Genomic DNA, 5213 nt, shown 5'->3' with positions numbered 1-5213 from the left:
ACTGATTCACTGCCATCTAAGTATCTTCTACATATTTCAATTTTTTGTTCTTTTGAAAACTTACTTTTTCTTCCCATAAGAAAACCTCCTCAGCAAACAGTGCTTTTAATTATTTGCACTGTCTACTGGGAGGTCATCATATCATAATGATAAAGAATTTTTATGCCTTTTTTCAAATTAATTGTGGACTTCCAACCGTATTCAATTTTTTGGTGAGGCGGACTTGTCCAGCGTATTGAGTGGACTTCTCTACTGTAACGAGTGGTCTTCCATTAGCGGAATACTCAATATTGATTATTGTGATTAAATGTGTTCAAATCTGCTCAAAGAAGAGCATTAAAATGAACACATCAAATATTACAAATTATAAACCAAAGGATTTTGCTGAACTTTTAGGCGTATCTGTTAAGATATTATAACGTTGAGATAGAAAAGGAACTTTAAAGGCAAATCGAACCTAAACTATTAGGCATTATTATACTTATAATCAGCATTTACTAAATCAAGTTGCATTTTTAAGATAGGCTTTGTAAAGTAAAAGAATTATTTGAATACCCACAAAGCATAGGTTAGTGAAAATTAAATTTCATAAACACCTATTAATAGGCGTTCTTGATTCTGAACTTGATGCATGGATTTTCCATTTGTACTATAATTAGATTAGAAATTAGATGAAGAATTCATGCAGGATATTGTTTCAATACTCCATGTCTTCTCTTTCATGTTGCAAAGGGCTTCGTAAGTATAAAAAATCTGATAGAAAGGGATGAGGAAATTGCTGAAGAGCTTCAAGACGGAAATAAATCCGACAGAGGAGCAGAAAGTTAAGATTCGTAAAACTATAGGTACTTGCAGATTTATCTATAACTTCTATCTCGCTTATAATAAGGAACTTCATGAAAGTGGCAAGAAGTTTATGAGCAGCAGCTAGTTTAGAGTTTGGCTTAACAATGAGTATCTTCCAAGCCATCCAGAATATTCATGGATCAAGGAAGCTTATTCAAAATCGGTAACACAGGCAGTAAATAACGGACAGACCGCATTTGAAAACTTCTTTAATCATAAGAGCGACTTTCCAAAATTTAAGAAGAAAAGCAGATCTGATGTGAAAATGTATTTTGTAAGGAATAATCCTAAAGATTGCAGTTGCGAAAGACACAGAATCAAGATTCCGTCACTTGGCTGGGTCCGCATCAAAGAGAAAGGATATATTCCTACAACAAAAAACGGATATGTAATTAAGAGCGGTCATGTCTCAATAAAGGCTGACAGATACTATGTTTCAGTTCTTATAGAAATCCCTGACAAACCAATAGTCAATAATTCCAGTGAAGGAATTGGCATTGACCTTGGATTAAAGGATTTTGCCGTTATCTCTAATGGCAAGACTTATACGAACATCAATAAATCTGCAAAATTAAAGAAGCTTGAAAAAAAGCTTGCTCGAGAACAGAGAGGTCTTTCTCGAAAGTATGAAAATCTTAAGAAAGGAGGGTCCACTCAAAAAAGAAATATACAAAAACAAAGGCTTAAGATACAGAAGCTTCATCAGAGAATTGATAATATTCGTACTGATTACATCAATAAGATAATCGCAGAGATAGTGAAAACCAAACCATCTTATATAACGATTGAAGATCTAAACGTATCAGGAATGATGAAGAACAAGCATCTTTCAAAGGCAGTTGCTTCGCAGAAGTTTTATGAATTTAAAACAAAGCTTCAAGCTAAATGCAAGGAGAACGGAATTGAACTGCGAATAGTCGGTAGATGGTTCCCATCATCTAAAACATGTCACTGCTGCAAGAGTATCAAGAAAGATTTAAAGCTTTCAGATAGACTTTTCAGATGTGACTGTGGATATATCGAAGATAGAGATTTCAATGCTGCACTAAACCTGAGAGATGCTACGACTTACGAAGTTGCATAAACAAACGCAAGCGTAGGTATGTACCGAAGGCTACTTTGGGAATTTACGACTATGGAGTGTACAAGAACTTGTGAGTAGATATGATTTCGGTCAATCGAAAGCATACACAATAAAATAGTAAGTAATGTTCGTGAGAACTTACATTATCTCGATGTGAGTATATTTAATCACATTTTGAGTGGCAGGCTTAGGAGTGGAAATTCGTAGAGATTATTATCTAAAAAAGTTAATTAAAAGAAAGAATAATGGATTGATTAAGGTCATTACAGGTATACGCTATTGTGGCAAATCTTATTTGTTAAAAAATTTGTTTTATAATCACTTAATCGAAAGTGGAGTAGATGCTGATCACATTATTCGTTTTGACTTTTACTCGGGTGAAGATCTATATATGATTGGGGAAAGACATCATAGTCCAATAGAAAAACGTGGAGTTGATCCAGAAAAATTCATGGCATATGTACGTTCTAAAGTTATTGATGAAGGCATGTATTATTTATTGCTTGATGAAATTGAAGAGTTAGATTGTTTTGAATCAGTTCTCAATGGTTATCTTCGTAAGGATAATATGGATGTATATGTGACAGGAAATTTTACTAAACTATTATCAAAAGGTGTAGTCACTCAGTTTGCAGGTAGAGGAGATGTAGTTCATGTGTATCCTCTTAGTTTCGCAGAGTTTATGTCTGTATACAAAGGTGATCAATATGCGGGATTAGAGGAATATATGTTATATGGTGGTATCCCATGGGTTGTACTTCAAGAAAATGTAAATGATAAAGCATCTGTACTACAATTTCTGTTGAATGTAGTATATCTTCGCCATATTACTAAACGTTTTCAAGTAAAAAATAAAGAAGAACTAGGAGAGCTATTAAACGTTCTTTCTTCATCTATTGGTTCATTAACTAATCCAGAAAAGTTAAAGAATACTTTTAAGTCAGAAAAGAAATCTAAGATCTCTTCTCAAACTATTAAAAAGTATATAAATTATTTTGAAGACTCATTCCTTATTGAGTCAGCTCAAAGATATGATATTAAGGGAAAAGCATATAAAGTTACACCAAAGAAGTATTATTTCTCTGATTTAGGATTACGTAATTCGAGAATTAATTTCCGTCAATTAGAACCAAACTTTTGTATGGAAAATGTAATTTATAATGAATTAAGAATGCGTGGCTATAATGTAGATGTAGGTGTTATCGCGACAACAGAGAAAAACCATGAAGGGAAGATTGTTCGTAAGCAGCTAGAAGTTGATTTTGTGTGTAATCTTGGCTCTTCTAGATATTACATTCAGTCAGCCTATTCACTTCCTGATGAAACAAAACGTACACAGGAAATTAGACCATGTAGAAAGATTGATGATTCTTTCAAAAAAATCATCATTACAAAAGATTTTGTACATCCTTATTATGATGATTATGGTATCTTGACTGTAAATATCTATGATTTTCTACTTGATCCAGAAATCATTCATAGATAATAGGAGAAACAGCCAGTTGCTGTTTCTTTTTTTACTAGAAAACTGTAAATATATGCAAAAATCTATTCTATAGCTAGCATAAAGAGGATACCCACTACAGTGAATATCCTCTCAATTATGCTATAACTTCTTCTTTTTTATGACTTCTGCTGCTACATTCACAGCCTTATGGGATACTTGCTCGGCTAGTTTCGCACCATCTTTTTGTATAACTTTTATAGCTGGTGCTATTACAACAACACTTGCAGCTTTAGTTCCTTTTTTCGCCACATCAATTGTTTTTTCTTTTCTGTCCTCTCGTTTTGTACGGCATTCACGACAATAGTTAACCTTTGAATTATATTTCTTTTTTTCTGTGTGTCTTACAACATTCATTAGGACAAGCCTTTTTTCTCAAATCCATACTAATTACCCTCCGTTTTGTATTGTATAGCTCTTAATCTGTTTTGAATTTCTTTGTAGTCAAGTAATGCATTCGCTCTTTTAATCCAAGTACCATTTATGAGTTTGTCATCTCTTGGATCACATTCAATCAAAAATCCTACGTTTGGTTTTATGATAGCTTTTATAAATCTCTGGTATTCATAAATAAATCCTTTCGTTTATCATAGGCTCCTCCCACTGCCTTTAGGCGGTGGGAGGAGCCTCATAAATCGCTATCTATTATCCCTGACTTTCAATATATTTTTGTATAGTTGCTGATGACACTTCTCCAATGCTACAAGCAAAATAACCATCTGACCAAGATATTTTCTCCTTCCAATACTGTCTTGATAAGACCGAACTATACTTTTGCCATAAGTGGTATGTTGTTTCCTGCTTTACAATTTTGACAATATCGCAAACTCTATCTGATGTATCATAACTTAATAAGAAAATGTATATGGTTTTTGTCAGTTTCTATCGCAATAATTTCGTAGCCACGAGTATTAGCTATATGGAGAATCTTTTGTTTAACATCATCAGCAATAGAGCCTATTAGTAGTTTCTTACGGTATTTGGTTACAAGGACTATATGTACTTTCAGACTGTGTTTTTGTCTGTTATGACGATTGTATCTATTGTTCACAGTTCACCTCAAAATATAGATATTTCGCTATAAATTAAATATAATATATAGTGAAATATCTATGAAAGGAGTACATCTATGGAACGGATGACTATTACAGCTAAAATTCAAATAATCGCAGCTGAAACAGATAAGGTTTTGCTTGATGAAACAATGTCTGTTTATCGTAATGCCTGTAACTATGTTTCAGACTATGTATTCCGCACTCATGACTTAAAGCAGTTTTCACTTAATAAAGCTTTGTATTCTACTTTACGAGAAAAGTTTAACCTTAAATCGCAGATGGCGCAGTCTGTTTTGAAGACTGTTATCGCCAGATATAAGACCATTCTTGAAAATCAGAATGAGTGGATTAAACCATCGTTCAAAAAGCCTCAGTATGATTTGGTTTGGAACAGAGATTATTCCTTAACTCAAAACCGTTTTTCAATCAATACACTTAATGGTCGTGTGAAGTTATCTTATTTTTCAGATGGAATGTCTAAGTATTTCAATCATACGATTTATAAGTTTGGTACTGCGAAACTCGTAAATAAACATGGTAAATACTATCTGCATATACCAGTTACCTATGAGGTTGAAGAAAGTAATATTTCTGACATCTGTAACGTTGTAGGTATTGACAGAGGTATTAACTTTGTTGTTGCAACTTATGACAGCAAACATAAGTCTGGATTTGTTAGTGGTAAAGCTATTAAACAGAAACGTGCTAACTATTCCAAGCTTCG

Annotated in this window: 4 protein-coding genes and 2 pseudogenes; 4 read left to right on the top strand and 2 right to left on the bottom strand. The window is 33.2% G+C overall.

From position 1 onward, the window contains the following. The first annotated feature begins 766 nt into the window (after nt 1-766). The 3 genes and pseudogenes from H8909_RS13555 to H8909_RS12440 all read left to right on the top strand — a co-directional run bounded on the left by H8909_RS13555 (nt 767) and on the right by H8909_RS12440 (nt 3416). Nucleotides 767-931 (top strand): helix-turn-helix domain-containing protein, encoded by a 165-nt coding sequence (locus H8909_RS13555; protein ID WP_238928296.1) that lies wholly within the window; start codon nt 767-769, stop codon nt 929-931. A gap of 33 nt (nt 932-964) precedes the next feature. Then, a pseudogene (locus H8909_RS12445) lies at nt 965-1930 on the top strand (RNA-guided endonuclease InsQ/TnpB family protein); the annotation flags it as partial. Between the two features lie 193 nt (nt 1931-2123). Further along, nucleotides 2124-3416, top strand: a complete 1293-nt coding sequence (locus tag H8909_RS12440; RefSeq protein ID WP_187013048.1) for an ATP-binding protein — start codon at nt 2124-2126, stop codon at nt 3414-3416. Nucleotides 3417-3536: 120 nt separating this feature from the next. Here H8909_RS12440 and H8909_RS12435 read toward each other — a convergent pair whose 3' ends face one another. Both H8909_RS12435 and tnpA read right to left on the bottom strand, forming a co-directional pair. Next, complete coding sequence (locus H8909_RS12435; RefSeq protein ID WP_187013047.1) at nt 3537-3791, bottom strand: hypothetical protein; 255 nt, start codon at nt 3789-3791, stop codon at nt 3537-3539. A 288-nt stretch (nt 3792-4079) separates the two neighbouring features. Beyond that, nucleotides 4080-4485 (bottom strand): annotated as a pseudogene (gene tnpA, locus H8909_RS13895) (IS200/IS605 family transposase). A gap of 78 nt (nt 4486-4563) precedes the next feature. On the opposite strand from tnpA, the gene H8909_RS12425 reads away from it, so the two are divergent. Then, a partial coding sequence (locus H8909_RS12425) for a transposase (protein WP_187013046.1) occupies nt 4564-5213 on the top strand: 650 nt, incomplete at its 3' end.

The sequence above is a fragment of the Catenibacterium faecis genome, from assembly GCF_014306455.1.
Classification (GTDB): domain Bacteria; phylum Bacillota_I; class Bacilli_A; order Erysipelotrichales; family Coprobacillaceae; genus Catenibacterium; species Catenibacterium mitsuoka_A.
This window is presented reverse-complemented; position numbering and strand designations above follow the sequence as displayed.

What these genes read in the sequence shown, in the direction of transcription:
- H8909_RS12435 (WP_187013047.1), bottom strand. Translation starts at nt 3,791, where the DNA reads ATGAATGTTGTAAGACACACAGAAAAAAAGAAATATAATTCAAAGGTT.
- H8909_RS13555 (WP_238928296.1), top strand. Translation starts at nt 767, where the DNA reads ATGAGGAAATTGCTGAAGAGCTTCAAGACGGAAATAAATCCGACAGAG.